This is a genomic window from Streptomyces sp. NPDC019443 (assembly GCF_044389785.1).
In the GTDB taxonomy this organism is placed as follows: Bacteria; Actinomycetota; Actinomycetes; order Streptomycetales; family Streptomycetaceae; genus Streptomyces.
The window spans coordinates 74,286-99,960 of sequence record NZ_JBIRYJ010000011.1 but is presented as its reverse complement, the minus strand read 5'-3'; the positions used below and the strand labels follow the sequence as shown (position 1 = coordinate 99,960).

Annotated in this window: 26 protein-coding genes; 7 read left to right on the top strand and 19 right to left on the bottom strand. The window is 70.4% G+C overall.

From position 1 onward, the window contains the following. Window positions 1-46: 46 nt before the first annotated feature. A complete protein-coding gene (sigJ, locus tag ACH492_RS28915) occupies window positions 47-931 on the bottom strand; it encodes an RNA polymerase sigma factor SigJ (protein ID WP_398990649.1) in 885 nt (294 codons plus the stop codon). Window positions 932-1,159: 228 nt separating this feature from the next. On the opposite strand from sigJ, the gene ACH492_RS28910 reads away from it, so the two are divergent. Next, entirely contained in the window at window positions 1,160-1,735 is a 576-nt protein-coding gene (locus tag ACH492_RS28910) for a TerD family protein (protein ID WP_398990647.1), read from the top strand. Window positions 1,736-1,797: 62 nt separating this feature from the next. Here the strand turns inward: ACH492_RS28910 and ACH492_RS28905 are convergent, their stop codons facing one another. Further along, window positions 1,798-2,436 (bottom strand): TetR/AcrR family transcriptional regulator, encoded by a 639-nt coding sequence (locus tag ACH492_RS28905; RefSeq protein WP_398990645.1) that lies wholly within the window; start codon window positions 2,434-2,436, stop codon window positions 1,798-1,800. Window positions 2,437-2,527: 91 nt separating this feature from the next. Here ACH492_RS28905 and ACH492_RS28900 point away from each other — a divergent pair, with 91 nt between their 5' ends. Both ACH492_RS28900 and ACH492_RS28895 read left to right on the top strand, forming a co-directional pair. Beyond that, complete coding sequence (locus tag ACH492_RS28900; protein ID WP_398990643.1) at window positions 2,528-3,226, top strand: 4'-phosphopantetheinyl transferase family protein; 699 nt, start codon at window positions 2,528-2,530, stop codon at window positions 3,224-3,226. Between the two features lie 80 nt (window positions 3,227-3,306). Further along, entirely contained in the window at window positions 3,307-3,603 is a 297-nt protein-coding gene (locus tag ACH492_RS28895; RefSeq protein WP_398990641.1) for a DUF6191 domain-containing protein, read from the top strand. On the opposite strand, the gene ACH492_RS28890 is transcribed toward ACH492_RS28895, so the two are convergent. Together ACH492_RS28890 and ACH492_RS28885 are read right to left on the bottom strand one after the other, a co-directional pair. Further along, window positions 3,597-3,971, bottom strand: a complete 375-nt coding sequence (locus ACH492_RS28890; protein WP_398990639.1) for a nuclear transport factor 2 family protein — start codon at window positions 3,969-3,971, stop codon at window positions 3,597-3,599. The two genes, ACH492_RS28895 and ACH492_RS28890, sit on opposite strands and share 7 nt — an antisense overlap. Window positions 3,972-4,053: 82 nt before the next feature. Next, window positions 4,054-4,881 (bottom strand): class I SAM-dependent methyltransferase, encoded by an 828-nt coding sequence (locus tag ACH492_RS28885; protein ID WP_398990637.1) that lies wholly within the window; start codon window positions 4,879-4,881, stop codon window positions 4,054-4,056. Between the two features lie 70 nt (window positions 4,882-4,951). Between ACH492_RS28885 and ACH492_RS28880 the strand changes: the two genes are divergently transcribed. Both ACH492_RS28880 and ACH492_RS28875 read left to right on the top strand, forming a co-directional pair. Beyond that, window positions 4,952-6,823, top strand: a complete 1,872-nt coding sequence (locus tag ACH492_RS28880; RefSeq protein WP_398990635.1) for a prolyl oligopeptidase family serine peptidase — start codon at window positions 4,952-4,954, stop codon at window positions 6,821-6,823. Between the two features lie 433 nt (window positions 6,824-7,256). Then, complete coding sequence (locus ACH492_RS28875; RefSeq protein ID WP_398990634.1) at window positions 7,257-8,012, top strand: SURF1 family protein; 756 nt, start codon at window positions 7,257-7,259, stop codon at window positions 8,010-8,012. Window positions 8,013-8,057: 45 nt separating this feature from the next. Here ACH492_RS28875 and ACH492_RS28870 read toward each other — a convergent pair whose 3' ends face one another. The 10 genes from ACH492_RS28870 to ACH492_RS28825 all read right to left on the bottom strand — a co-directional run bounded on the left by ACH492_RS28870 (window position 8,058) and on the right by ACH492_RS28825 (window position 17,917). Next, complete coding sequence (locus tag ACH492_RS28870; RefSeq protein WP_398990632.1) at window positions 8,058-9,128, bottom strand: hypothetical protein; 1,071 nt, start codon at window positions 9,126-9,128, stop codon at window positions 8,058-8,060. Between the two features lie 116 nt (window positions 9,129-9,244). After that, window positions 9,245-9,820: a SigE family RNA polymerase sigma factor gene (locus ACH492_RS28865; RefSeq protein ID WP_398990825.1), complete on the bottom strand. Its 576-nt coding sequence runs from the start codon at window positions 9,818-9,820 to the stop codon at window positions 9,245-9,247. Between the two features lie 339 nt (window positions 9,821-10,159). Next, window positions 10,160-11,263, bottom strand: a complete 1,104-nt coding sequence (locus ACH492_RS28860; RefSeq protein WP_398990630.1) for an aspartate-semialdehyde dehydrogenase — start codon at window positions 11,261-11,263, stop codon at window positions 10,160-10,162. After that, window positions 11,260-12,531 (bottom strand): aspartate kinase, encoded by a 1,272-nt coding sequence (locus ACH492_RS28855; protein WP_398990628.1) that lies wholly within the window; start codon window positions 12,529-12,531, stop codon window positions 11,260-11,262. The genes ACH492_RS28860 and ACH492_RS28855 overlap by 4 nt, the downstream gene beginning before the upstream one ends. A gap of 276 nt (window positions 12,532-12,807) precedes the next feature. Next, a complete protein-coding gene (locus ACH492_RS28850; protein WP_398990626.1) occupies window positions 12,808-15,018 on the bottom strand; it encodes a hypothetical protein in 2,211 nt (736 codons plus the stop codon). Further along, complete coding sequence (locus ACH492_RS28845; RefSeq protein WP_398990624.1) at window positions 15,015-15,680, bottom strand: ABC transporter ATP-binding protein; 666 nt, start codon at window positions 15,678-15,680, stop codon at window positions 15,015-15,017. The genes ACH492_RS28850 and ACH492_RS28845 overlap by 4 nt, the downstream gene beginning before the upstream one ends. A gap of 93 nt (window positions 15,681-15,773) precedes the next feature. Then, a complete protein-coding gene (locus tag ACH492_RS28840; RefSeq protein WP_398990622.1) occupies window positions 15,774-16,121 on the bottom strand; it encodes a hypothetical protein in 348 nt (115 codons plus the stop codon). 154 nt (window positions 16,122-16,275) lie between these two features. Further along, a complete protein-coding gene (locus ACH492_RS28835; RefSeq protein ID WP_398990620.1) occupies window positions 16,276-16,935 on the bottom strand; it encodes a DUF5063 domain-containing protein in 660 nt (219 codons plus the stop codon). Next, window positions 16,928-17,527 carry a recombination mediator RecR gene (gene recR / locus ACH492_RS28830; protein WP_398990618.1) on the bottom strand — a complete coding sequence of 200 codons (600 nt, stop codon included), beginning with the start codon at window positions 17,525-17,527 and terminating at the stop codon, window positions 16,928-16,930. The genes ACH492_RS28835 and recR overlap by 8 nt, the downstream gene beginning before the upstream one ends. A gap of 54 nt (window positions 17,528-17,581) precedes the next feature. Then, complete coding sequence (locus ACH492_RS28825) at window positions 17,582-17,917, bottom strand: YbaB/EbfC family nucleoid-associated protein (RefSeq protein WP_215097232.1); 336 nt, start codon at window positions 17,915-17,917, stop codon at window positions 17,582-17,584. A 273-nt stretch (window positions 17,918-18,190) separates the two neighbouring features. On the opposite strand from ACH492_RS28825, the gene ACH492_RS28820 reads away from it, so the two are divergent. Continuing rightward, window positions 18,191-18,934, top strand: a complete 744-nt coding sequence (locus ACH492_RS28820) for an SLATT domain-containing protein (RefSeq protein WP_398990616.1) — start codon at window positions 18,191-18,193, stop codon at window positions 18,932-18,934. A 181-nt stretch (window positions 18,935-19,115) separates the two neighbouring features. Here ACH492_RS28820 and ACH492_RS28815 read toward each other — a convergent pair whose 3' ends face one another. From ACH492_RS28815 to ACH492_RS28800, 4 genes are all read right to left on the bottom strand, one after another. Next, window positions 19,116-20,096: a class I SAM-dependent methyltransferase gene (locus ACH492_RS28815; RefSeq protein WP_398990614.1), complete on the bottom strand. Its 981-nt coding sequence runs from the start codon at window positions 20,094-20,096 to the stop codon at window positions 19,116-19,118. A gap of 95 nt (window positions 20,097-20,191) precedes the next feature. Next, entirely contained in the window at window positions 20,192-20,842 is a 651-nt protein-coding gene (locus ACH492_RS28810) for a hypothetical protein (RefSeq protein WP_215097229.1), read from the bottom strand. Window positions 20,843-20,932: 90 nt separating this feature from the next. Continuing rightward, on the bottom strand, window positions 20,933-23,359 hold the full coding sequence (locus ACH492_RS28805; protein ID WP_398990612.1) for a dolichyl-phosphate beta-glucosyltransferase: 2,427 nt from the start codon (window positions 23,357-23,359) through the stop codon (window positions 20,933-20,935). Next, entirely contained in the window at window positions 23,356-24,045 is a 690-nt protein-coding gene (locus ACH492_RS28800) for a GntR family transcriptional regulator (RefSeq protein WP_398990610.1), read from the bottom strand. Before ACH492_RS28800 ends, ACH492_RS28805 begins: the two co-directional genes overlap by 4 nt. Before the next feature lie 155 nt (window positions 24,046-24,200). Between ACH492_RS28800 and ACH492_RS28795 the strand changes: the two genes are divergently transcribed. Continuing rightward, entirely contained in the window at window positions 24,201-24,641 is a 441-nt protein-coding gene (locus ACH492_RS28795) for a hypothetical protein (protein WP_398990608.1), read from the top strand. Here the strand turns inward: ACH492_RS28795 and ACH492_RS28790 are convergent. After that, window positions 24,621-25,655 (bottom strand): GlxA family transcriptional regulator, encoded by a 1,035-nt coding sequence (locus ACH492_RS28790; RefSeq protein ID WP_398990606.1) that lies wholly within the window; start codon window positions 25,653-25,655, stop codon window positions 24,621-24,623. The two genes, ACH492_RS28795 and ACH492_RS28790, sit on opposite strands and share 21 nt — an antisense overlap. Window positions 25,656-25,675: the final 20 nt, after the last annotated feature.

The window sequence follows — 25,675 nt, the reverse complement described above, 5'->3', positions numbered from 1 at the left end:
TGAACGGAGGGACCTTGCCGCCCACTGCGAGTTCGCCCTGGGCCCGTCAGTCGTCGAGGAACGCCAGGTCGAGCCGGCGCAGGCGCTCGGGGTCGGCGAGGATGTCGATTTCTACGATCTTTCCGTCCGTGACCGTGAAGGCCATGACCGAGAGAGGCTGTCCGTCGGGAGCCGTGACGAGTCCCGCGACGCCGTTCACCAGGGCCGGCTTCGCGAAGGGGGCGAACCTGGAGAAGAGCAGGGCCTGCGAGGCCACCGCCTGCGCACCGCGGACCCGCTTCGACACGCCCAGCGGCAGAGTGCCGTAGTCCGCGCGGAGCAGGACGTCCGGGTCGAGGACGGCGACCAGGGCGTCGAAGTCGCCGCCGCGCGAGGCGGCGAGGAAGGCGTCGACGACCTCGCGCTGGCGGGAGAGGTCGGCCTCGGGGACCGGGGCCGATCCCTGGACCCGGCGGCGGGCCCGGCTCGCGAGTTGCCTGGTCGCCGTGGGGGTGCGGTCCACGATCGTGGCGATGTCGTCGAAGGGCACGGCGAACATGTCGTGGAGTACGAAGGCGAGCCGTTCGGCGGGGGCGAGCGTGTCGAGTACGACGAGCAGTGCGAGGCCGACCGAGTCCGCCAGCAGCGCTTCCTGCTCGGGCTCGATTCCGTCGGCGCGGCTCACGACGGGGTCGGGCACGTACACGTCAAGTGGATCCTCGCGCCGTGACCTGCGCGAGCGCAGCATGTCCAGGCACACACGCCCGACGACCGTCGTCAGCCATGCGCTCAGGTTGTTCACGTCGCTGGTGTCGGAACGGCTCAGCCGCAGCCACGCCTCCTGGACAGCGTCGTCCGCCTCGCTCAGCGAGCCCAGCATCCGGTACGCCACCGCCCGCAGGTCGGCGCGGTTGACCTCGAATCGCTCCGCCAGCCAGTCGTTCTCGTCCATCGGTCACGTTCCCCTCGTCATGGTCCGTCATAGCAATGACGGACGAGACCGAGCCGATGTGACAAGAAGAAGCGATGAGGTGCGGATAAGACGGGAAGGTGCGGGTGGGACGGATGAGGTCGGCATACGGGGGATGACGGGAACCTGGGCCCGCGGCCGCTCGTTGCCCTCGTGGGCAAAGGAATCGTCAAGAGGCGCGGCCCGCGCCGGATTGCGCAGGGGATTTCCATGGGTGTCAGCCTTTCCAAGGGCGGCAATGTCTCGCTCACCAAGGAGGCCCCGGGCCTGACCGCGGTCATCGTGGGCCTGGGCTGGGATGTACGCAGCACCACCGGGACCGACTTCGACCTCGACGCCAGCGCGCTGCTGGTCGACGCCAACGGCAAGGTCGTGTCCGACCAGCACTTCGTGTTCTTCAACAACCTCAAGAGCCCGGACGGTTCCGTCGAGCACACCGGTGACAACCTCACGGGTGAGGGCGAGGGCGACGACGAGCAGATCAAGGTCAACCTCGCCGGCGTGCTGCCCGAGGTCGACAAGATCGTGTTCCCGGTCTCGATCCACGAGGGCGAGAGCCGTCAGCAGTCCTTCGGCCAGGTGCGTAACGCGTTCATCCGCGTCGTCAACCAGGCCGGCGGCGCCGAGCTCGCGCGCTACGACCTGAGCGAGGACGCCTCGACCGAGACCGCGATGGTCTTCGGCGAGCTCTACCGCAACGCCGCGGAGTGGAAGTTCCGCGCGGTCGGCCAGGGCTACGCCTCGGGGCTGCGCGGCATCGCGCAGGACTTCGGCGTCAACATCTGATCCGCCGATAGCCGTTCCGTCCGGCTCGTCCGGCTGTTCAAGGGTCTGATCCTCGGTGAGGGTCAGACCCTTGGCGCGTTTCGGCTCACGTACGCCCCCGCACGGGCGGCGGATTCTGCCGCTGCGGCAGCCCGGGCCGCGGCAACGTCGTCGAGCGGGTCGCCGCTGGCCAGGAGGCGGTAGTAGAGCGGGGCCGAGACCGCGCGGATCACTTCCTCGGCGTCCGTGCCCGCGGGGAGTTCGCCGCGGGCGACGGCCGCGTCGACGCACGGGGCCCACTCCTTGATCCGGGTCGCGAAGAAGCGGTGCAGGGCTTGCGCGGTGCGCTCGTCGCACCCGGCCGCGGCGATGACAGCCTTGAAGAGCGGGCCCTGGCGGGGGTCGGCGAGGGTACGGGTCACAAGGCGGGCGTTGGCCTTGAGGTCCTCGGTCAGGGAACCGGTGTCCGTAGGCGGCTGGGTTTGTTCGGCCATGACCGCCAGCAGATCGGCGATCAGGCCGGTGGTGGTGCCCCAGCGGCGGTAGAGGGTCGTCTTGCCCACCTCCGCGCGACGGGCCACATCCGCGAGGTCGAGCCGGCGGAAGCCGTGCTCGACCAGGGCGTCGCCCGCGGCCTGCAGGACGGACGCCCGGACGCGGGCGGTGCGGCCGCCGGGGCGTACGGTGCCGGGGGTGCCCGGATCCGCATTCTCGGAAGTCATAGTGGCACGTTAACGGAACCTAGGGTCCGTTAGATGCTCTCCTCTCGACCTCGCCTCCACAGCTGCGAAACGATCACCGATCATGGACAGCATGCCGACTGACACACCCACCGACCGTGACGCCGCGGCGGCCCTGCCCGGCGTGGAGCTGCTGTGGTCCGGGCGGGTCGCCGACCACGCCCCCGACGCCGCCGCCCACCGGCACCTCCTCGACGCCGAGGAGTCCGCGCGCCTTGACGCCTTCCTCCGGGACGCTGACCGGGACGCCTACGCCGTGGCGCATGTGGCGCTGCGCCGACTGCTCGGCGAACGGCTCGGGCAGGCCCCGGAAGCGGTCACGCTGTCGCGCGAACCCTGCGCCCACTGCGGCGGCCCGCACGGGCGGCCCGTCGTACCCGGCAACGCCGTGCACTTCTCGCTGTCGCACACCAGCGGCCTGGTGATGATCGCCCTGGCCGGGGCGCCGGTCGGTATCGACGTCGAGGGTGTCCCCGACCCCGACACGGTCGCCGACGTCGCCTCCCAGCTGCACCCGCGGGAGCGTACGGAACTGGCGGCGCTGCCGGCGGCGCAACTCCCCGCCGCGTTCACCCGCTGCTGGACGCGTAAGGAAGCCCTGTTGAAGGCGACCGGTGTCGGGCTGAGCGAGGACCTGTCCCTCACCTATGTGGGGGCCGGGCCCCAACCGGCCGCGAACTCGGACTGGTTGCTGGCCGACCTGCCCACGGACCCCGGCTATACGGCAGCCATCGCCGTACGCCTCACCGGGCCCGGCGCGACGTCGTACTAGCCGGCACGTTTCCGTAGGCGTCGATCTTGACCCACTCCAAACTCTGCCCGTTCGTCCGGGCCGTCCTGGAGACTGGGGGTATGGAGTTCGTCGTTTTCATGACCCTCCCAGGGCTGGTGATCCTGCTCGTCGTCATAGCCCTCGGCGACCAACTGCTGCGTGCGACGGGCCACGGGCGGCGGCAGGGGCAGGTGTCCGCGACCGGGTTCGAGCAGCTGCACGCCACGTTCTCGCAGGGCAAACAGAACGAGCTCAAGGAACGACAGAGCTCGCTCGTGATGCGGGACGACGAGGAGGACGGCACGCCGCCACACCGCTCCACGGTCGACCTCAGGAGTGGCACCGCGGTGATCCGGCTGCCGTCCTCGTCTCAGTAGCGCGCGACCAAGTGCTCGCGGCCCGGCGGTGGTTCGTACTCCTCGGGCCAGAAGTCCGTGATCGCGGTGATCCGGCCCTCCTCGTCGCCGGTGAAGAAGGTGATCGCGTACATCTCCTCCAGCCCCACGACGGCGTGTACCCAGGTCACGACCTGGTCGCCGTCGGCGACGATGCGCTGGACGCTTATGTGCCAGTCGCCGGGATACTCCCGGTTGAACTGGACGTACTTCTCCCTGCCGTGAATCCGCTCTCGGGTCTGCGGCAGGTCGTAGAGCACGTCCTCGCCGAGCGTGGACGCGAATGCGGCCCAGTCGCGTGCCTCCGCAGCCGACCAGTAGCCCTCAACTGTCTTGCGCAGTTCGGTCATACGGGAAGTGTGCAACGCGCCACTGACAATCGGCCCTGCACCGGCTCTGATCAGGCCTTTCGATGCTCAGGCCCTGCGACGCTCAGGCCTTCGAGACGCGCAACGAGTACATCAGCGGGATCCGCGGGCGGTCGGCCGGGAAGCGGTAGTAGCCGTCGTCGTGGCGTGTGAGCGGGCTGAAGCGTTCGAACAGCGAGATGTCGTGCTCGTGCAGGAAGTCCAGGCGCAGGCCCGCGGCGATCAGCTCCGAGACGACCTCGCCGATCGGGTGCTGCCATTGGACGCTGCGGTTGTGGTCGGTCGCGGCGTCGAAGTCGGCGTATGTGCCGGGCGTCTGGTCGATCCAGGCGTCGCGCGCGAAGTAGTCGTTGACGATCCGCGAGCCCGTCGCGTCGTCCAGGACGTCGGTGAGCGGATGGAACTCGGCCAGATAGAGGAAACCGCCGGGCGCGACGAGGGACGCGGCGGTCTCGGCCCAGCGGGTGATGTCCGGCAGCCAGTTCAGCGCGCCGACGCCGGTGCAGACGATGTCGTACGACGAGTCGGGGACGGCTTCGGCGGCGTCGTAGACGTCGGCGGCGACGAACGCGGCGCGGTCCGGGCCGAGTCCGAGGTCCGCGGCCAGACCGCGGGCCGTCTCGACGGCCGGCTCCGAGAAGTCCAGGCCCACGACGTGCGCGGCGCCTCGGCGGGCCCAGCACAAGGTGTCGAGGCCGATGTGGCACTGAAGGTGGAGAAGCGTACGGCCGGTGACGTCACCGACCTCGGCGACCTCAAAATCGCGCAGGACGTCCTTGCCCGAGCGGAAGGCATCCAGGTCGTAGTAGTCGCTCGCCACCTGTATCGGAACGCGCTCGTCCCAGCGGGAGCGGTTGGCCTCGCGCCAGTCCGCGGGGGTCGGAGAGTGCATGCAGACGAAGTTATCCACAGGCTGCGGACGGCGCGAACGGATTGTCCGGGGTCCGGCGCAGAATGGGGTCATGACTGAGATCACTGACTCCACGCCGGAGCTGCCCGGCACGTCCGAGCTGCCCGGCATGGCGGACTGGGAGAAGCGCTTCCGTGCGCCGCGCGTCTCCCTGCCCGACTGGGCGGAGGACGCGCCGCACCGCTCGCTCTTCGTGTCGAATGCCACCGGGACGTATGAGCTGTATGCCTGGGACCGGGCGACCGGCGAGCAGCGGCAGGCGACGGACCGGCCGAATGGCACGACGGACGGGGTGCTCTCGCCCGACGGCTCGTCGATCTGGTGGTTCTCGGACAGCGACGGGGACGAGTTCGGGGTGTGGATGCGGCAGCCCTTCGGAGGCGGGGAGGACGAGCCCGCGGCGCCCGGGCTTGAGCCTTCGTACCCGGCGGGGCTGGCGATCGGCCGGGACGGCACCTCGGTGGTCGGCCGGTCGACCGACGAGGACGGCACGACGATCCATGTCGTCAGGACCGGTGCGGAGCCGGTCGAGATATACCGGCACCGGCAATCGGCCGGAGTCGGCGACCTGTCGCACGACGGGACGCTGATCGCGATCGAGCACACCGAGCACGGCGACGCGATGCACTCGGCGCTGCGGGTGGTGCGCGTTGGGGGCACCTCCCACGCCGAAGGCTGTGGGGGAGGTTCGGCGGTGGCCGAGCTGGACGATACGAAGAGGGGCACGGAGGAACTGGGGCTGGAGGTCCTCGGCTTCGCTCCGGTGGACGGCGACACCCGGCTGCTGATCGGGCATCAGCGACGCGGCCGCTGGGAGCCGATGATCTGGGACGTTGCGTCGGGTGAGGAGACCGATCTCGCGATCGACCTGCCGGGCGATGTGAACGCCGAGTGGTATCCGGACGGCTCCGGCCTGCTGGTCGCGCACAGCTTCGAGGCGCGCGGCGAGCTGTGGCGGTACGACCTGGCGACGCGTGCGCTGGTGCGGATAGAGACACCGGCCGGTTCGGTCTCGGGCGCGACGGCCCGGCCGGACGGGGAGGTGGAGTACCTGTGGTCCTCGGCCGCGCAGCCGCCGCAGGTGCGCTCGACGGCTGGCGGGGTGGTGCTCGATCCTCCGGGGATGAAGGCGCCGGAGTCGGTGCCGGTGGAGGACGCCTGGGTGGAGGGGCCGGGGGGCCGTATCCATGCGCTGGTGCAGAAGCCGGCGGGTGCGACGGGTCCGCTGCCGACCGTCTTCGAGATCCACGGCGGCCCTACCTGGCACGACAGCGACGCCTTCGCGGCGGGCCCGGCGGCATGGGTCGACCACGGGTATGCGGTGGTGCGGGTCAACTACCGCGGTTCGACGGGGTACGGACGGGAGTGGACGGACGCGCTCAAGCACCGGGTCGGGCTGATCGAGCTGGAGGACATCGCGGCGGTCAGGGAGTGGGCCGTGGGCTCCGGGCTCGCGGACCCGGAGAAGCTGATCCTGGCGGGCGGCTCCTGGGGCGGTTATCTGACCCTGCTCGGCCTCGGCACCCAGCCCGAGGCGTGGGCGCTGGGGCTGGCGGCGGTTCCGGTCGCCGACTACGTCACGGCGTACCACGACGAGATGGAGGCCCTGAAAGCGATGGACCGCACGCTGTTGGGCGGCACCCCGGAGGAGGTACCTGACCGGTTCGAGGCCTCGTCGCCTCTGACGTACGTGGACGCGGTGCGGGCCCCGGTCTACATCTCGGCGGGGGTCAACGACCCGCGCTGCCCGATCCGCCAGGCCGAGAACTATGTGGACCGGCTGGCAGCGCGCGGCGCGGTGCACGAGGTGTACCGGTACGACGCGGGGCACGGCTCGCTTGTGGTGGAGGAGCGGATCAAGCAGGTGCGGCTGGAGATCGCCTTCGCGGCGGAGCACCTGGGGCGGGGGGCGGACCTGGGCTAGGGCACTGCGCGGAGGAGGAGGCGACGCCGGGGCAGGGAGGCGACGCCGGGACCGGGAGGCGGCCCCAGGCCCGGAGGCGGCGCCAGGCCCGGAGGCGGCGCCAGGCCCGGAGGCGGCGCCAGGCCCGGAGGCGGCGCCAGGACGGGGATCCCGGCCCCGGAACGGGGAGGTCGTGCAGGGCAGGGCGTGGGCCCAGGACCGGGAGGCGGCCCCGGGACCCGGGAACCCGGCCCCGGGGCCCAGGGAGGTGGTGCCGGGCAGAGGGTGGGCCCGGGACCCGGAGGCAGCCCCGGACCGGGAGGTGGCGCCCCGCAGGCGGAACCACGACCGGGAGGCGGAACCACGACCGGGCTCCCGGCCCCATGGGCCGGGAGGTGGTGCCGGGCAGGGGGGTGGGCCGAGCGAACGCGGGCGCGTTCCGTACCGTGGGGGTGTGTACCGGTTCCTGCTGACTCCCCGCTGGTGGGGGATCAATATCTTCGTCGTGCTGGCGATCCCCTTCTGCGTCTTCATGGGCTCCTGGCAGCTCGGCAAGTTCGAGGACCGCGTCGCCACGCACGAGGAGGCCAAGCAGCAGCCCGCACCGGGTGAGCAGAAGGCCGCGCCCCTCGACGAGCTGCTGCCCGTCGACAAGGAGACGTCGGGGCGGCAGGCGATGGCCACCGGGCGGTACGGGAAGCAATTCATCGTCCCGGACCGGGAGTTGGACGGCGAGCGCGGCTCGTATGTGCTGACGCTGCTCAAGACCGACACCGGCCGGACCCTGCCGGTGGTCCGCGGCTGGCTGCCCAAGGGCGAGCCGGCCCCGGCCGCGCCCGTCGGCCAAGTCACCGTGGCCGGGGCGCTGCAGGCCTCCGAGACCCCGGGCACGGACGGGGTGCACACGGCGGGCGGGCTGCCGGGCGGGCAGCTGGGGATGATCAGCGCGGCCTCGCTGGTGAACCTTGTGCCGGACGATGTGTACGACGCGTGGGTCACGCTGGCCGATGCGGACAGCGGGCTGAAGGCTGTGCCCGCAGCCGCGCCCGAGGGCAGTGGGCTGGACCTCAAGGCGTTCCAGAACCTGGGTTACACCGGGGAGTGGTTCGTCTTCGCCGGCTTCGTGCTGTTCATGTGGTTCCGGCTGCTGCGACGCGAGGCGGAGGCGGCGCGGGACCGGCAGCTGGGGTTGGAGCCCGAGCCCGTGTAGCCGCCGGGCGCCCTCCCCGGCACCCTGAGCCCCGGCTGTGGGCCGTCACTGTGCGTTCAGGACACCCGTGCGGTAGATCGTGCCCGAGCACGCGTTGGGGATCGTCGTCTCCGCGTTCGGCGCGCCCGGCTCAGCCGTGTGGGTCACCGCGACGCTGCCGTCCGCGGTACCGCCGCCGTCCTCGCTGCCGAGCTGGGGCTGGCTGTTGTCCCCGGTCGTGCCCGTGCCGGCGCTCGCGGAGGGGGTCGGGTCGGGCGAGGTGCCGGTGGTCGGGCAGGTGTCCGTCGGGACCCAGGCGAACCTCACCTCGTACGCCGTGTCGGGCTTCAGCATCAGCGCGGCCGCCTCCTGGGAGGGGTCGGGCAGTCCGGTCGCCGGGTCGCCCGCGGTGTGCTCGACCACGCTGATCTTGGCGGCGTCGGCCGCGCCCAGCGCCTGGAAGCCGACCGTGCCGTCGCCGCTGACCGCGCAGTCGGTCTTGGAGACATTGGCGATGCGGAAGGTGCCGTACACCTTGCCGTCGGCTTCGGGCTTGGCCGCCTGCGCCGAGGTGACGCCGAGCTGGTCGGCGGCGCAGACCGGCGAGGTCACTGCCACGGTGCCCGGCGGGTTGACCACGCCGCCCGTCGCGCCGTCCGTGGCGCCGGAAGGCTTCTCCCCCGGTGTCCGGGTCGCGCCGCCCTGGTCCTGACGGTTGCCCTGGCTGCCGGCGGAGAGACCGTCGGAGCCCGACTCGCCGCCCAGGTCACCCGTCTCGGACCCGGTGCCGCCCTGCGCCTGTTCGCCGTGTCCGGCGTTGACGGGGCGGGCGTCGTCGCCGCTGGAGTTCGCCACATGGACGAAGGCGGGGACCGCGGTGCCCATCAGCAGCGCCGCGGCAGCCATGCCGACGAGCGCCTGCCTCTTGCGGGCGCGCCGCGCGGGGACCGCCCTTCGCAGATGGTCGAGGGCGCCGTCGGAAGGCTTGAGGTCCTCCACGGCGCCTTGCAGCATCCGGCGCAGGGCCACTTCGTCCCCGCCAAGCCCTTCGCCAAGCTCCTCGGCAAGGCTCCCGCCAAGTCCCTCACCGGGCACCTGCCCGAGGCCGCCCAGCTCATTTTCCGGCCCGTTGTTCACAATTTCGTTCCCAGTCCGGTCGTCAAACGGCCCGTCCGGCCCGTACTGCTCAAACCTGTTCAATCCGTGCAACCTGTGCAACCTGTGCAACCTGTGCCACTTGTCCCTGCGCCCGCTCATGCCGTGGCCTCCATGGCGACGCGCAGCGCCGCGATGCCCCGAGAGCCGTACGCCTTCACCGAGCCCAGGGAAATGCCCAGCGTCCCGGCGACCTGAGCCTCTGTCATATCGGCGAAGTACCGCAGCACCAGCACCTCGCGCTGGCGGCGCTGCAGTCCGCGCATGGCCTTGATCAGCGCGTCCCGCTCCAGTTGGTCGTAGGCCCCCTCCTCCGCGCTCGCCATGTCCGGCATCGGCTTGGAGAGCAGCTTCAGCCCCAGGATGCGGCGGCGCAGCGCGGACCTCGACAGATTGACCACGGTCTGGCGCAGATACGCCAGGGTCTTCTCCGGGTCCCGTACGCGGTTGCGCGCGGAGTGGACGCGTATGAACGCCTCCTGGACGACGTCCTCGCAGGAGGCCGTGTCGTCCAGCAGGAGGGCCGCGAGACCGAGCAGCGACCGGTAGTGGGCTCGGTAGGTCTCGGTGAGGTGATCGACGGTGGTGCCCGCAGCCATCGTTTCGTCAGCGCCCTCGCGCTGGGACGGTATGCGGGTGGTGCGGGGCGCGGGCATTGGGGCGATCACCGGCATGCCGCCGGGCGGGCGGGGCCTGCGGAGCGGGCGCACCGAAGCGCCACGGACCGGGACCACCCCTGTGATGTCGAGAACCTCTGCCACGCCTGTTGGACACGCTTCCCCCCGTCAGGGTTGTACGCGTACGCCACCGTTTTTGACGGTGATCCATATGACCTCATGCGTACCCGCTCTTCCCCAATGCCCCATTTTTCACGGCACCATGAAGGGGCGACCGCAAAGACGCTTCCCGCCCAACTACCGGTTGCAGTAAGGGGGAAGCGAATTTTCGAACATCCTTGCACCCCAGTTCAAGCGGTACAGACCTTCGACTTGCTCACAGGGCGTTCACATATCCTACAAAGCCCCCCGGTGGCCCGGTCGCGCAGTACCGCCGGAGCCCAGCCCCGGCCCGATTTCGGCCGCGACCGCCTCCGCGATCTGGGCGGAGTTCAGCGCCGCACCTTTGCGGAGATTGTCTCCGCACACGAACAGGTCCAGCGCACAGAGGTCGTCCGGTGCCCGCCGCACGCGGCCCACCCATGTCGGATCCGTCCCCACCACATCCGCGGGCGTGGGGAAGTCGCCCGCCGCCGGATTGTCGTAGAGCACCACCCCGGGCGAGGTCGCCAGGATCTCGTGCGCCCGCTCCACCGTGACCTCGCTCTCGAAGCGCGCATGCACCGCGAGGGAGTGTGTGGTGATCACCGGTACGCGTACGAACGTCGCCGCCACCCGCAGCCCCGGCAGACCTAGGATCTTGCGAGTCTCGGCCCGCAGCCCCAGCTCCTCGGAGGACCAGCCGCCGTCCTCCAACGTGCCGGACCAGGGCACCACATTGAGCGCCAGCGGCGCGTGGAAGGGCCCGAGATCGTCGCCCACGGCACGGCGTACGTCTCCGGGCCCGGCGCCCAGTTCCGTACCGGCGACCAGCGACAGCTGCGCACGCAGCGCGGCGACGGCGTCCCGCCCGGCGCCACTGACGGCCTGGTAGGACGAGACGACCAGTTCGCGCAGTCCGAACTCGGCGTGCAGCGGCCCCACCGCCGGAATCATCGCCAGCGTCGTGCAGTGCGGACTCGCGATGATCCCGCGCGGACGGACCCGTACGGCATGGGGATTGGCCTCGGGGACGACCAGCGGAACATCCGGGTCCATCCGGAAAGCGGCCGAATTGTCCACAACCACCGTGCCCTTGGCCGCGGCGATCGGCGCCCACTGCGCGGACACCTCGTCCGGTACGAGGAACATCGCGACGTCGACACCCGTCAGGGCCTCTTCGCTCAGCGCGACGACCTCGCACTCCTCGCCGCGCACGGCCAGCTTGCGGCCGGCCGAGCGCGGCGAGGCGAGCAGTCGTATGTCGCCCCAGACGTCCGCGTGCTGCGACAGGATCTGGAGCATCACCGCTCCGACGGCTCCGGTCGCTCCGACAACCGCGAGCGCCGGCTTACGGGTCATCGCCCGGTGCCTCCGTAGACGACCGCCTCGTCGGAGTCACTGTCCAGGCCGAAGGCGGTGTGCACGGCGCGTACCGCCTCGTTGACGTCGTCGGCGCGGGTGACCACCGAGATGCGGATCTCCGAGGTGGAGATCAGCTCGATGTTCACGCCCGCGTCGGAGAGCGCCTCGAAGAAGGAGGCGGTGACGCCGGGGTTGGTCTTCATACCCGCGCCGACGAGCGAGATCTTGCCGATCTGGTCGTCGTAGCGCAGCGAGTCGAAGCCGATCGCGGTCTTCGCCTTCTCCAGGGCGTCGATGGCCTTGCGGCCGTCGGTCTTGGGGAGGGTGAAGGAGATGTCGGTCAGGGCGGTGGTGGCCGCCGAGACGTTCTGCACGACCATGTCGATGTTGATCTCGGCGTCCGCGATCGTGCGGAAGATGGCCGCGGCCTCGCCCGGCTTGTCCGGCACCCCGACGACCGTGACCTTCGCCTCGGAGACGTCGTGGGCGACTCCGGAGATGATCGCGTGCTCCATCTGCTGGTCCCCTTGCGGCTCGTTGCTGACCCAGGTACCGCGCAGCCCGGAGAAGGACGAGCGGACGTGGATCGGAATGTTGTATCGGCGTGCGTACTCGACGCAGCGGTGCAGCAGCACCTTGGAGCCGGAGGCGGCAAGCTCCAGCATGTCCTCGAAGGCGATCCAGTCGATCTTCTGCGCCTTTTTCACGACCCGGGGGTCGGCGGTGAAGACGCCGTCGACGTCGGTGTAGATCTCACAGACCTCCGCGTCCAGCGCGGCGGCGAGGGCGACGGCGGTGGTGTCGGAGCCGCCGCGGCCGAGGGTGGTGATGTCCTTCTTGTCCTGGGACACACCCTGGAAGCCGGCGACGATGGCGATGTTGCCCTCGTCCAGCGCCGTACGGATCCGGCCCGGCGTCACATCGATGATGCGCGCTTTGTTGTGGACCGAGTCGGTGATGACGCCTGCCTGGCTGCCGGTGAACGACTGGGCCTCGTGGCCCAGGTTTTTGATCGCCATCGCCAACAGGGCCATGGAGATCCGCTCTCCCGCGGTCAGCAGCATGTCGAATTCGCGCCCGGCAGGGATCGGGGATACCTGCTCTGCGAGATCGATCAGCTCGTCCGTCGTGTCGCCCATCGCGGATACCACGACGACCACCTGGTGGCCGTTCTTCTTGGCATCGACGATTCGCTTGGCGACGCGCTTGATGCCTTCGGCATCGGCAACGGAGGAGCCTCCGTACTTCTGCACGACAAGGCCCACGTGCGCTCCTCGCTCGGTTCTTACTGCAGTAGTCATTACTGCGGTCGGCTCAGTCTAACGAGCGGCCGCACTCCGGCCCGGTGCTATCACATCGTGAGATGTCCCGCTCACTCTGTGATCATCGGGAGTGGGGCACGGCCGCTCGGTGGACATGCCTGCCCCGGCGGATGCAGGGTACGCCGGGTGTGGGGCGGGTCACAGAACACGAGACGAGCCACAGACCATGAGACAGGTCACAGACCCACGAGGCGGGTCACAGAACACGAGCGGCTCGGCTCAGTCCGCCTTGGGGCGCCACGACGCACTCTGCCGGACAGCCGCCAGCGAACCCCAGACCCACACCACCAGCGCCAGCACTCCGGCTCCCGCCGTGGCCGCGTACAGCATGGACCAGGACAGCTCGAAACTGAGGCTGTCGGCGGCGCTGGTCAGCGGAGTGGCCAGCCAGACATGTGTGCCCAGGCCGACCACGCCGGCCAGTGCCAGCGGCAGCAGCAGCGTGAAGGCCGCCACGCTGAAGAAGATCGTCCGGCGTCCGGTGAGGACGCTCAGCGCGGACATACGGCGGGCGAAGCGCAGGAACTCGGCCAGGTTTCCGACGGTGATGGAGGCCGCGATCACCAATACGCCCGCCGCTCCGAAGAAGAGCACCCAACGGCTCTGCAGGGCAAGGAGGTTGGCCCCGCTCAGCCAGCTGCTGCCGATCGTCCCGACTGCCGGTGATGTACCGAGGTGGGCATTGGCGATCGTTTTGATGCCGGGTACGGACAGCTGCTTCCCGTCGGCGCCGACCAGCAGCAGTGTCTGGCTGGACGGGTCCTTCGGCAGCTCTTCGGCGACGCGCGCCTTGAGGCCGTTTCCGGCACCCATGGGGGTGTGCCAGTAGGCGAGCTCACTCACCCGCGGGTCCAGGTGCCCGGGAGAGAGCGCCGCACTCCTGGACGAGCAGGGGAGCTCCAGTTCGGTCAGCCCCCGGCATGAGCCCACGATCTCGGCTGTGCCCTTGTTGTGGTCGATGGCCAGCCACAGCGCGTTCGCGTTGGCGGGAAGCGCCCGGAGGAACGCCTGGGTCCTGGCCCGGTCCTCGGGCGTTTCCACGACCACGACGCTGCTGCCGACGCGGGCCTGCGTGGCGCGGGCTTCGGCGGCCGGTCCGCTGTTGCGGCTCTGCCAGAGCTGGACCTGGCCGATCAGGACGAAGGCGATGATGACGCCGGAGGTCACCCGGGCCGTGGTGCCCGGCCAGGCTGCTGTCCAGCGGCCCGCGACCAGGGCGCCCGAGCGGCCGTACTTGTGGCCGGTGGCGGCGATCGCACGCCCGGCGGCGGCGCACAGCAGGGCCAGGAGTGAGGGGAGCGTGGCGACGGTACCGAGGACACCGACGGCGTAGACGAGCAGTCGGAGACCGCCTCCGGGCGCGAGCTCGGGGCCGCGGACCGCGAGCAGCAGCATGAGCGGGCAGAGATAGGGCCACCAGCGGGGCAGCCGTGAGGAGGAAAGCCGCGGGCGCGTCGACTTGCCGCGCTTGTGCTGGGCGGGATGCATCAGGACGACAACGAGGAGTATCAGCAGGAAGGCCGGGACCGCCGAGCCCACGACGGCCCACGACCAGCCTCGGACGTCGGCTGCCGACAGCTCGTACGCGACACCGGGCAGTGTGATGTCGGTCAGCAGCGCGGGAACGGTCAGCAGCGCACCCAGCAACGCGCCGCAGGCGGCGGGCAGCAGAGCCTCACCGACGTTCAGCGCGCTGCGTACTCGCCATCCCCCGCCGAGCACGCCCAGCAGGGCGGTCCGCTGGTCGCGGGCGTCCGAGCCGGCGCGGGCCGCGGCGACGGCCAGCGCGCCCACCGGCAGGATCAGCATGAAGAGCATCAGGACCAGCAGCATGTATGGCGGCTTGACCGCGAGCATGTCGCCCAGCGCCGCCGGTTTCGCGGCCCCGTATCCCGAGATCGGGTTCATCGCGGCACGGTCCAGCACTCCGGCCGACGGGCGTACGTACGCCAGTCGCTCCCCCGGCGTCGCCAGCCCCGACTCGTCGATGGAACCGACGGCCTTGCCGTAACGGCCGGCGATGCCCTCGTCGGCTCCCGCTTCGAGGAGGGCGCCGGACAGCACGGCCTCACCGGGCGCGGGCCAGCGGGAGAGACCGGGCGGAAGGGGCGCGTCGTCCGTCAGTGGCTCGATGTGGACGACGGAGAACTGACGGTTCTCGACATCGTCGAACTTGTCCGACCAAAGGGCGCGCGCATCCGGACCCTTGGCCGATTCGGTGAACTGCGGACTACGCGCCGCGGCGCGGGCGTCGCGGCCGTCGTAGGTGGCGAGTACCGCCGCCACGGCCGACAGCGCGAGCGTCATCGCCAGCGCCGCGCAGCCGAGTGCCACATTGCGGACCCTGCTGGAGGTTCCCGAGCGGCCGGCGGCCCAGCCGATGCGGATCAACTGCCACCACAGCGAGCGGCCTTCGGAGCGGGTGCTCACAGCAGCTTCCCGTCCGACAGCGCGAGGGTGCGGTCCGCGCGTCCGGCCACCTCGGAGTCATGGGTGACCACGAGCAGCGCGCAGGCCCACCGGCTCGGCACACTGAAGAGCAGGTCGGCCACGCTGTCGCGGTTCGCCGCATCCAGCGCGCCGGTGGGCTCGTCCGCGAGAAGCAACTTGGGTTTGTTCACCAACGCCCTGGCCACAGCCGTACGCTGACGTTCACCGCCGGACAGGGTCGCGGTGGCCGCGTTCGACTCGGGCACACCCAGCTCGCGGAGCAGACCGGCGGCCTCCTCGTAGGCGGCACTCCGGGAAGCCCCGGAGAGCAGCGCGGCGAGCGCCACATTCTCCACCGGCGTCAACTCCGGGAGCAGCTCGCCGAATTGGAACACCACGCCGATGTGCGACCGCCGGTGCTCGGCAAGCTGCCGCCTGCTCAGTGCGGAGAGCTCCGCCCCCGCGACCTTGACACTGCCGTCATCGGGCTTCAACAGCCCCAGCGCGCAGGAGATGAGCGTGCTCTTCCCGCTTCCGCTGGGTCCCATGACGGACACTGACTCCCCGGCGCTCAGGCGCAGTTCGAGGCCGGACATGAGACTGCGGCCGCCGATCGAGTAGTTCAGGGCCGTCATCTCGAGCGCGGTGGGGTGATCAGTCATGTTCGTCCTCGCCATGGTTCCTCACTGGACAGGGGTGTGGGACCACCGCCGCGGACAGTGGTCCCACACCTGAGACGTGCTACGCGCTAAGAACTACGAGCGCCACGAGTCACAGCTGTCCGACTCCCAGTCGAGGGAGAGGCAGGCCTGGATCTTCTTGACCGTCGAGCCGGTCGGGCTGTACGCCTTCGTGCCGTTGCCGCTCTTGTTGTGCAGCGTCTTCATGTCGCTCGAGCTGGACGAACGGAAGTAGTTCACGTAGACGGAGTCACCGTCCGCCTTGGTGTCCTGGATCGCGACCTGGGTGTTCGTGCCGTGGCTCCACGCGTGGGCGCCGGTGGCGTACGAGTCGAGGTCCTTCGCCATGGCCGGCGAGCTGCCGATCACTGCGGCGGCGCCGATGAGAATCGCGGCGGTCCTGATGGCAATCTTGCGCTGCATGCGCAATCCCTTCCCCTGTTTGAACCCCGGCCGAATACGGCACAGGGCATGGGTAAGGGTGGCGCCCCCCTCGCCCGAACGGAGAGCGAGTGGTCACGCACTCCCCGTTGTTGTTGATCTTACGTCCAAGATCATATTCGGGCAAGCGTTCCCGTCAGGTGGCCGTACGCAGGCCCAGCGGGCCCGCGATCTCCTCCGACATGACCTTGCCGGCCTCCTCCGCCAGCGCCTCCTCGGTCAGATCCTCGTCCGTGTCCAGGCCGTCCAGCTCCTCCAGCGGCTGGTCCAGGCGGACATGGGAGACCAGCGACTGCAGGGCGCGCAGTGTCGCGGAGGCGGTCGGGCCCCAGTTGGAGAAGTACGAGAACTGCCACCACCACAGCGCCTCGCTGGTGCGGCCCGCCCGGTAGTGGGCCAGGCCGTGGCGCAGGTCTGTGACGATGTCCGCGAGGTTGTCGGAGATCCGGCAGGCGACCGGGGCCTTGCGCGGTTCGTACGGGTCGAAGACCTCGGAGAAGATGTCCACCGGGTCGAGCAGCACGGCGAACCGCTCGCGCAGGTCATCGACGTCCAGGTCGGGGCCGGTGTCCGGTTCGTACCGTTCGTCGGGGACGATGTCCTCGTGCGCGCCCAGCCGGCCGCCCGTCAGCAGGAGTTGGGAGACCTCCAGCAGCAGGAAGGGCACCGCACTGTCGGGCTCGTCGCCCTTCGCGACTTCCGTGGTCGCGACGATGAAGGATTCGATCGAGTCCGCGATCTGGACCGCGAAGTCGTCCGGGTCCTGATTGACGGCGTGCAGGTTGGCGTCAGACATCGAGAAGTCGTCTCCCCTCGAAGGCACGCCCCAGCGTGACCTCGTCGGCGTATTCCAAGTCTCCCCCCACGGGCAGACCGCTGGCCAGCCTGGTGACCTTGAGTCCCATCGGCTTGACCATGCGTGCCAGATACGTGGCGGTGGCCTCGCCCTCCAGATTGGGATCCGTGGCCAGGATCAGCTCCGTGATCGTGCCGTCCGCGAGGCGGGCCAGCAGCTCACGGATCCGCAGGTCGTCGGGGCCGACGCCGTCGATGGGGCTGATGGCCCCGCCGAGTACGTGGTAGCGGCCCCGGAACTCCCGGGTCCGCTCGATCGCGACGACGTCCTTGGGCTCCTCCACCACGCAGATGACCGACTGGTCGCGGCGCGGGTCACGGCAGATGTTGCACAGCTCCTGCTGCGCGACATTGCCGCACACCGCGCAGAAGCGGACCTTGTCCTTCACCTCGAGGAGGGCGTGAGCGAGGCGGCGGACGTCGGTCGGCTCGGCCTGGAGGATGTGGAAGGCGATCCGCTGCGCGCTCTTGGGACCGACGCCGGGCAGCCTGCCCAATTCGTCGATGAGGTCCTGAACCACGCCTTCGTACAACGGAATGCCTTCCTGTTCTCTGCTGGTACGTACGGTAGTTGGTACGCCTCGGCCCTAGAAGGGCAGGCCCGGCATGCCGCCCAGACCCTGCGCGAGCGGGCCGAGCTTTTGCTGCTGAAGCTGCTGCGCATTCTCGTTCGCGGCCTGGACGGCGGCGACGACGAGGTCCGCGAGGGTCTCGGTGTCCTCGGGGTCGACGGCCTTGGGGTCGATGACGAGGGCCCGCAGATCGCCGGAGCCGGTGACGGTGGCCTTCACCAGGCCGCCGCCCGCCTGACCCTCGACCTCGGTCTGCGCAAGTTCTTCCTGGGCCCGCGCGAGATCCTGCTGCATCTTCTGGGCCTGCTGGAGGAGCTCCTGCATATTGGGCTGGCCACCACCGGGAATCACGGTCACTCCTGGCATTTCGACGACGATTGTTCGGTAAGCCGAGCCTACGTGCTTGCCGGGCACCATGCCCCACCCTGCGGGGACCAACTCTTTCGAGTGAGTGGACCGGGAAACCTCTACCTGATCAAGACCCTCGTGTGGGCGGAAATACCGGGATTTCCGGCGCACAGCCCACCATTCGGCGGTAGGAAGAGCGTTGCGCACCAGGACGCACGCGCGCACCGTACGTCACGCAGTGTCACGTCAGTCGTCACGTCGTAGAGGAGTGCCCCGGTGAGCCAGCCGGAGATGCAGCCCGGGGGGCCGGCCCGGGAGGAACGGGGCGAGGCGCCGCGCGGTGACCTGGCCGGGAGGCCGTTTCCGCTCGGCGACTGGGGTGAGCCGGCGGAGCGCCTCCACGAGCTGTACAGGTGGGTCGAACAGGACGCGCTGCGTACGGCGCGGTGGTATCTCGCGGACCGCGTGTGGAAGCGGCGTACGGCGCGGATGCTGCGGCTCGGCACGGCCCTGGGGGTGATCGCCGGGGCGGCGCTCCCCCTGCTCGACCTGGGGGGCGTGCTGGACGGGGCGGCGGGGTGGGGGTACCTGTCGCTGCTGCTGGGGGCGGCGTGCCTGGCCTGCGACCGGTACTTCGGGCTGACGTCGGGCTGGATAAGGGACGTCGCGACGGCTCAGGCGGTGCAGCGCAGGCTGCTGGCGCTGCAGTTCGACTGGGCGTCGGAGAGCGTACGGGAGGTGCTGGGCCCGACCGAGGGCACGGCGAGCGAGGCGACGGAGCGGTGTCTGGGGGTGCTGCGGCGGTTCTCGGAGGACGTCGCGGAGCTGGTGCGGTCGGAGACGGCGGAATGGGCGGTGGAGTTCCGGTCGGGTCCGGCGCCGTTGGTGATGCAGCCGACGAGGATGGGGATCGGCGGCGCGGGGCGGGCGGACGGGGCAGGGGGGCCGGGGCGGGTGCCGTTGCCGCCGGGGACGCGGCCGAACATGCCGAGGCAGCGGCCTCCGGAGGCGCCGCGCTGAGGTGGGCGCGGTGTTTGCTCCCGCGCGCCGCGCCTTCCCGAACCGGGGCTCCGCCCCGGACCCCGTACGGCCGTCGGCCGTGTCCTGAATCTCCCCCAGACTTCGTCCGAGGGGAGATTGAGGCGCGGGGTCCGGGGCGGAGCACCGGAATAAGCCCCGCCGGGGCGGAGCCCCAGAGCTGTCACGCGGTTCGGCGGGACCTGAGTGCTCGGGTCAGGATCGGGGGGAGCAGGTCCTTCGCCAGGCGGCGGGTGCGGGAAGGGCGGGGGCGAGGGCGAGCCGCGGCAGTGGGCGCCGGGGCAGGCTGCACAGGGGCCCGCTCGGGCTCGGGCTCCGGCTTGTGGCGGGACTTCGGGTGCACCGGGGACTCCGCCTTGTTGCCCTTGATGCGGATCAGCGGGACCCCAGCCACCTCCTCCACCCCGTGCCACATGTCCGTACGCGTCTCCAGCCAGCTCAGCAGCGTCTCGCGCACCGGCTCCGGGTCGCCCCACGTGCCGTACAGCTTCGTGCCCGTGATCACGATCGGCTTCAGGCCCGTCGTCGCCACCGCGCCCCACACCGCCGCCGAGACGCCCGGGCAGTGCTCCGCGCGGAAGTCGTCGAAGGACACGATGCCCTCCGGCTGCAGCAGCGCCTTCGCCGCCTCGATGTCGCCGTGTACATGCTCGTACAGATGCGACGCGTCGACATGCACGAAGCGGCAGCTCCCCGCGCGGACCCGGGAGGTGATCACCGAGGTCGGGGCCTGCACCAGCGTGGGCAGCTCGTCGTGGAACGACAGATAGTTCGCCTCGAACGCGCGCCGCGTCAGCGTCGAGTACGACCGGTCCATCTCCGCGCTGTTGGGGTCGTCCGGCGCCTCGGAGTCCCAGAGGTCGCAGACCGTGAACTCCTCACCGTCCCGGAGGTACTGTCCCGTGAAGATCGCGCTCTTGCCCAGGTACGCGCCGAGCTCCAGCAGGTCCCCCCGGCCGTCCGGGTCCGTGTCCCGCTGATGGCTCAGGAACCAGTCGAAGAGCAACTGGTCAGCGGGCCAGAACCAGCCCTTCACGTCCGCGAAACGCGTCGGCCTGGGAAGCGCTTCGTCCGCGGTCTCGTCCGCGCTTTCCCCCGCGATCGTCGCCGCGGGGGACTGTGCCGAGGTACTCGTCTGTGACATGCACCGGTCCTACCGGACCGAGGTGTCACGCAGCTTAAGACCGCGCGTTCAGCAGATGTGCGTCGGATGTGCGGCAGCTGTGGGTCAGTTGTGGGTCAGCTGAAAATGATCATTGATCCCTGGCCGAGGCTCCGCGTCGCCGCCGCGTGCAGCCCCAGCCACACATGCCGCTCCCGCGCGAAGGGACTCTCGTCGTACGGAATCGGCCCCGCCGGCTCCTCCAGCGAAGTCGGCCGGTCAGGCGGCTGCGGCGCCTCCGGCGGGTTCGCCGGGTCGATGCCGATCGACGGCGCGACATACTCCAGCTCCCGCAGCAGACCCTGCGTGGAGCCCAACGGGCCGCCTCCCGCCAGCAGTTCGTCGTTGAACAGCGGCGAGGTGAAGTCCACCGGGACATACGCCCCCGCGTGGTCGTAGTGCCACACAAGGTGCGACTGCTGCGCCGTCGACTCGAACATCTCCAGCAACTGCTCGTAGTCGCCGCCCAGTTCGTCCACCGGAGTCACCGCGAGCCCGCACAGCTGCAGCAGATACGCGCGCCGCAGGAAGTGCAGCGCGTCGTAGTCGAAGCCCGCGACCGGGGCCACATCGCCCGACAGGCCCGGCATATAGGCGAAGACGGGAACAGTCGGCAGACCCGCGTCGGTGAGGGCCTTGTCGTAGGACGCGATCTCTTCGGCGAAGGGGTTGTCGGGGCTGTGGCACAGCACATCGACGAGTGGGACCAGCCACAGGTCACAGGCCAAGGGAAGGCTCGCTCTCCAAGGGGTACGAACGCTTTCGTGCGATGGTCGGGACAGCGTAGTGCCCCAGGTACATTCAGCGAAGGGTGCCGGTCAGCCCCGCACGCGCTCCGCCCCCACATCCCATACCCACATGCCGCCCACACGCTTGCCCGGCCGGCCGAGCAGTTCCTCCACCGTCGCATACAGGGCCGCGTCGTTGTACTGCGGCGCCAGCACCACCACACCCGCCCGCCACGCCGCCAGATCGCCGCGCGCCTGCGCCTGCCAGTTGGGGCCGATCACCGGTACCCGCCCGCTGCTGCGCACATCGTTGAAGAGGTTGGAGGTGTGCCGGGGCGTCGCGCCGTAGATGCCCATGCGCTCCGGGCCCCACGGCCCGTTGAAGTAGCCGCCGGCGACCGGGAAGTCGAGCCCGGTGGCCGACTGCCAGTGCAGGGCCTCCGCGTTGCCGGGGGAGGGCAGCGGCACCGTGACCACCGATTCACCCTCGGAGAGGTATGCGCTGTACATCCCTTCCGTGACGAACGCCGGGATCTCCGCCCGCTCCCGCACCGGATACGGCGTCGGCAGCACAGGCAGCAGTGCCGCGGCCACCGCCGCCAGACCCACCGCCCGGTTCACCCGCTCCCGGGTGGCCAGCAGCCGGTCGACCGCCAGCGCGATCAGCACGCCCAGCACCGGCGCGCAGATCAGCGCCACCCGCGACTCGATGACCGATTCGAACAGCGGCTGATGGGCCAGCGCCCGCCACGGGCCGGTGAGCACGATGTCGGTGTACGGGATGCGGAACTTCGGGCCGAGCGAGAGGAACGCCGCCGCCACTCCCGTAAAGGCAAGAGCCTTGACCAGCGCAACCCGCCACAGCCGCACCACGATCGCCGCCGCCAGCGCGACCAGCGGCCAGCCGAAGAAAGCGTTCTGCTCGGTGCGGTTGAACGCGAGCGGGTCCGCGCCCTCGTCCGACCCCATCAGCGAGCGGCCCGCGAACTCCAGGAAGGCGAGCGGGCTGTTGCCCATGTTGTCGCCGTGCAGCACGCTCGTATAGCTCTGCGGGCCGAAGAACTGCCAGCCCAGCGGGAAGGCGACCAGCGGCAGACAGACGCCCGCGGCGACGGCGAGCCCGCGCAGCAGCGGCCGCCAGGCCGTCCGCGCCACATCGCGGCGCACGAGCGCGTACGAGAGCGCGAAGAGCAGCATGCCCATCGACGCGAGCAGCAGCGGCTCCTCGCCGAGGAAGATCTGATACGTCGCGAACAGGCCGAGGAGCACCCCGTCACGTACGACATTGCGCCCATCGCACAGCCGCAGCGCCCGGTCGATGATCACCGGGATCATGAACAGCACAAGGAAGTTGGGGTGCGCGTTGCCGTGCGAGATCATCGGCGGCGCGAAGGCGGCGAAGGCGCCGCCGAGCGCGGCCGCCCACCGGTTCGTCGTCAGCCGCCGGGCGATCAGCCAGTACCAGGCCGTAGCCGTCGCCGTCAGTCCCAGCGTGAGCACCAGCGCCCAGGTGACGGTCGGGCCGAACAGCAGCGTGACGGGCGTGAGCGGGACGGAGAGCCCGAGCATGACCGTGTTCGCCATCAGATTCACGCCGTCGGGATACCCCTGCAAGGTCGTGAACAGGGGGTTCCGCAGATGCGCGACATTGTCGGCGGTGACCGCGAAGAACCACTCCCACTGGTTCTGGTCCGAGCCCGCGTCGGCGAGGTAGCCGCGGTCGAGGTCGGTCCACAGCCCCTTGTAGAGCAGTACGGAAGCGAGCAGGAAGAGGCCGGTGACGGCGAGGTCGACGGGGCGTACGGCACGTGCCCGCAGCCTGACGAGTTCCAGCAGCACCTTGCCGTAGTCCAGCGGTCTGACCTTGGAGCCCGCCTGGTGCGACCAGCGCACCGGGACCTCCGTGACCGGCCAGCCCTCGCGCCGGAAGAACCGCAGTATCTCGACGTCGATCCCCCACCCGTCGAGCCGCGAATCGGCGAAAGCCGCGCGCGCCTTGTCGCCGTCGAAGAGCTTGAAGCCGCACTGGGTGTCGTGGATGCCGGGCACCGCGACAGCACGTATGAGCCGGTTACCCATCCGGCCGAGCCATTCGCGCGAACGCCGCTGGTGCACCTCGATACGGGAGTCTGGGTGCGCGCGCGAGCCGATCGCCGCCGCGCTGTCCTCCGCCGCGAGCTGTTTGTCTAGGCGGTCGAGCTCCTCGATGGGCGTCGCGAGGTCGGCGTCGGTGATCAGGACGCGCCGGCCGTACGAGGCGAGCACGCCCAGGCGCAGGGCGCTGCCCTTGCCGTGGTTGCCGTCGCCGGAGACGACCTGGATGCGCGGCTCCTCGGCCGCGGCAGCCTTTGCGATCTTGGCGGTGCCGTCGGTGGAGCCGTCGTCGACGACGATCAGCTCCCAGTCGCCCCAGCGGCCCGGCTCCCCGCGCAGATGCGCGCAGATGGCGTCAAGGGTGGGGCCCAGCCGTTCTTCCTCGTTGTACGCCGGGACGACAACGCTCAGATCCACGCTCACCGCTCCAGTCGATCCGCCCAGGCGAGCCCATGGTCATTGTACGAGTCGATGACCGCGCGCGCTTTGTCGGCGTCGCCGAGCGCGACGGCGTCCACCAGGTCCTCGTGGCCGCTCCACAGCCAGTCCCGCAGCTCGGCGTCGGCGCGCAGATAGGGGACGGCGAACACCCATGCCTGGACGCGCAGCCGGTGCAGGAAGTCGGATATGTAGCGGTTGGCGACGACCGCGCTGAGCTCGCGCCAGAAGCGCAGGTCGTAGCCGATGAGTATGTCCAGGTCCCCGCTGCGGGCCGCGCGGGCGGCCTCCTCGGCCCGGCGGCGTACGGATACGAGTGCCTTGCCGTGGACGCCGGGGCCGCGCTTGGGGCGGCGCTTGGCGATGTGACGGAAGACACCGTCCACGATCAGGGAGCGGGCCTCGATCATGCCGCGGTAGTCCTCGACCGAGAACTGGTGCACCTTGAAGCCCCGGTGCTCGTCCGAGTCGAGCAGCCCCTGGGCGGAGAGGTCCACGAGGGCTTCGCGGACGGGCGTCGCGGAAACGCCGTACTGCTCGGCGATCTGCTTGACGGTGAACTCCTGTCCCGGCTGCAGACGCCCCGCCAGAACCTCGTCACGCAGCGCGTCCGCGATCTGTCGCCGCAGGGTGTTGCGGGTGACAGCGGTACTGCTGTCGGTACCGCGCATCGTGGCCTTCTCCTTCGCCGGGGGTCCCGGACACGATAGGCCAGAGGTTACGAACCGGGTGAGGGGCATACGGATTGGACGGCGCGGGCGCGGCTGTGGCGTTGAACACGGCGACGGCCGCGGCGACCTGGTCCGTGGCCGCTACTGTGGCGGCCATGGCTCATGTCTTCGAGCCGGCCACCGGCGACGGCGAGGTTGTGCGCGACCGGGCCGCGGAGGTGCGGACCGCGTTCGACGGCCTGCTCCAGATCCGCCGCGTCACCGGCACCGCCCCCGCCGCCTGGGAGCTCAACCAGATGGTGCGCGCGGTCGCCCTGACCCTGGAGGCCGCGGGCATCCCGCCGTCCGCCCTGGACGCCTCGGGCACCCGGACGGCGACGGGCTATCGCGTACGCGCGGCCGACAGCCCGCGCATGGTCTGCGTGGACTGGCTGGGCCCGCCGGGCAGCGGTGCGCCCCAGGAGGAGGAGACGAAGCTCACGGAGTGCGCCGCCAAGCTGACGGCCCTGGGCTGGGATGCGCTGCTGTACCGCGGCCCCCGCCACCGCCGCTTCCTCGAGGTGGAACCGGCGGGCTCAAGCCCGTCCGGCCGTTGAGGACAAAGTTGAAGACAAAACTGCCGCCGGACGGCCCCGGCCATCCTTGATGGGCGAGACCCGCGCGCGGAACGTCTGGCGGTACGTCATCGGCGACACCCCCGTCGCCGCCGCCATGTGCTGCCGCAGCGACGCCGCCGTCCCGAACCCCGCCTCCCCCGCCACCCGGTCCACCGGCCAGTCCGTCGTCTCCAGCAGCCTGCGCGCATGCTCGACGCGCTGTTGCGTCAGCCACTGCCCCGGCGTCATCCCCACCTCGTCCCGGAACCGCCGCGAGAACGTCCGCACGCTCATCCGCGCATGCGCGGCCAACTCCCCGAGCGTGAGCGGCCGTCCGAGCTCCCCGAGCGCCCAGGCGCGGGTCGCCGCCGTGGTCGCCGCCGACGGCTCCGGCACCGGGCGTTCGATGAACTGCGCCTGGCCGCCCTCCCGCCACGGCGGTACGACGCACAGCCGCGCCACCCGGTTGGCGACCTCGCTGCCGTGGTCGCGGCGTACGAGATGCAGGCACAGGTCGACGCCCGCGGCGACGCCCGCCGCGGTGAGCACATCGCCGTCGTCGACGAACAGCACACCCGGATCGACCTTGACCTGCGGGAACATCCGCTGGAAGCGTGCGGCCTCGTTCCAGTGCGTGGTCGCAGGGCGGCCGTCGAGGAACCCGGCGGCGGCGAGGACGTACGAGGCGGTGCAGATCGACACCATCCGGGTGCCGGGCCGCAGCCGGGCGAACGCCTCGGCGAGCGGTTCGGGCAGCCAGTCCCGCTGCTCGTCAGGGCCACAGGCGAAGGGCGGGATCACCAGGGTGTCCGCGGTCGCCAGCACGTCGGCCGCGTGGGCGACGGTGACGGAGAAGTCGGCGCTCGTGCGGACGGGACCGCCGTCGAGGCTGCAGGTGATCACCTCGTAGAGCCGCTCGCCGTCCGCTCCCTCCGCGGTGTCGAAGATCCGGACGGGAATGGTCATTTCGAAGGGATAGACGCCGTCGAGCGCGAGTACAACGACACGATGCATGGCCAGATCCTTGCATACCT